Annotated in this window: 3 protein-coding genes; 2 read left to right on the forward strand and 1 reads right to left on the reverse strand. The window is 75.4% G+C overall.

What is annotated here, in order from left to right; all coding sequences use genetic code 11:
• The coding region (locus AB0J52_RS39520; RefSeq protein ID WP_500188244.1) for an ABC transporter ATP-binding protein at positions 1 to 618 on the forward strand (618 nt) is incomplete at its 5' end.
• On the forward strand, positions 612 to 1,055 hold the full coding sequence (locus AB0J52_RS39525; protein ID WP_500188245.1) for a hypothetical protein: 444 nt from the start codon (positions 612 to 614) through the stop codon (positions 1,053 to 1,055). The genes AB0J52_RS39520 and AB0J52_RS39525, both read left to right, overlap by 7 nt.
• 69 nt (positions 1,056 to 1,124) lie before the next feature.
• Here AB0J52_RS39525 and AB0J52_RS39530 read toward each other — a convergent pair.
• Positions 1,125 to 1,631: TetR/AcrR family transcriptional regulator (locus AB0J52_RS39530; RefSeq protein WP_500188246.1), on the reverse strand; the 507-nt coding region annotated here is incomplete at its 5' end.

Here is a 1,631-nt window from a genome sequence, read left to right on the forward strand (position 1 = left end):
TCGGGAAAGTCGACGCTGCTGCAGTGCGCGGCGGGGCTCGACCGGATCGACGGGGGCCGCGTCCTGCTGGACGGCACACCCCTGCACCGGCTCTCCGAGAGCGCGCTGACCACGCTGCGGCGCGACCGGATGGGGTTCGTGTTCCAGTCCTTCAACCTGATCCCGGCGCTGACGGCCCGGCAGAACGTGGAGCTGCCGCTGCGGCTCGCCGGGCGGGGGCTCGATCCGGCGGCCGTCGACCGGGCGCTGGACCAGGTGGGACTCGCCGGCCGGGCGGCGCACCGTCCGGCCGAGCTCTCCGGCGGCCAGCAGCAGCGGGTCGCCATCGCCCGGGCGCTGGTGACCGGGCCGCAGGTGCTCTTCGCCGACGAGCCGACCGGCGCGCTGGACTCCCGGACCGCCCGCGACGTCCTCGCGCTGCTGCGCGCCGTGGTGGACGACCACGGGCAGACGATCGTCATGGTGACGCACGATCCGGTGGCCGCCTCGTACGCGCGACGTGTGGTCTTCCTCGCCGACGGGCGGGTGACCGGCGAGCTGGCCGACCCGACGGCCGAGTCCGTCGCGCTGCGGCTGGCGGCGCTGGAGCCCGACCGGACGGGGCCGTCCGCGTGCTGAGGATCGCCGCCGCCACCCTGCGGCACCGCCTGACCGGCTTCGTGGGAGCCTTCGCCGCCCTCGCGCTCGGGACGGCGATGGTCGGCGTCCTGGCGCTGACCCTCGCGGCCACGTTCGGCACCCCCCACCCCGGCCCGCAGCGTTTCCGGCACGCCCCGGCCGTGGTCGCGCCGCTCGGCATGGTCGGCACTGCGCGCGGTCAGATCACCGGCGTCTGCGCCGCCGAGTCGGCCGTGGCCGTCACCATCGGAGCCGTCCTCGCCGCAGTGGCGACCGCCCTGGCCGCGCTGACCCAGCACGTCTCGCTGGCCCAACTCGCGAACGGCGCACCAACGGTCATCCCCTGGCCCGAACTGACCGGAACCGCCGCCCTCTGCGCCCTCCTCGCCGCAACCACCGCCTGGCAAGCCATCCGCCCCGCCGCCCCCACCCGCTAACCCGTCCTGCCGCCGGAAGCGGGCTGGCCCCGGCCCGGTTCCGCCCCCGGCCTCAAGGTCTGAGTGCTGCTAGCGGGGGTGGATGCCGACGAGTTTGCGGAGGTAGCGGTCGATCTGGTCCTCGAAGGGGGGCCAGGGCGCGTCCGGCTGGTTGACGCGCAGGGAGACCGCGCCGTGGACGGCGGCCCTCAGGTCGAGGGAGACGAGCGCCGGGTCGTCGTCGGACGGGGCCAGGCCGGCGTCCATGCACCGCTGGACGGCCGCGGTGGTGCGGTCGGCCAGGGCCTGCTTGAACTCCATGGAGGCGCGCTGGTTGAGCGTGCTCTCGTGCATCACCTTGTACAGGCCCGGGTGCTCCCGCACCCACAGGCCGAGGAGGAGGACCCGGGCGCGCAGCCTCGCGACCGGGTCGGCCTGGTTCTCCTCCGCCTCGTCCACGGCCCGCGTGAGGTCGTGGTGGGCGCGCTCCAGCGCCGCGAGGACGAGGGCGTCGCGGTCGGCGAAGTGGATGTAGACCGAGGTCGCCGCGATGCCGAGCGCCCGGGACACCGCGCGCAACGACAGCGCCTGGTCGTC

Origin of the sequence: Spirillospora sp. NPDC049652, assembly GCF_040675125.1 — a bacterium.
In the GTDB taxonomy this organism is placed as follows: Bacteria; Actinomycetota; Actinomycetes; order Streptosporangiales; family Streptosporangiaceae; genus Spirillospora.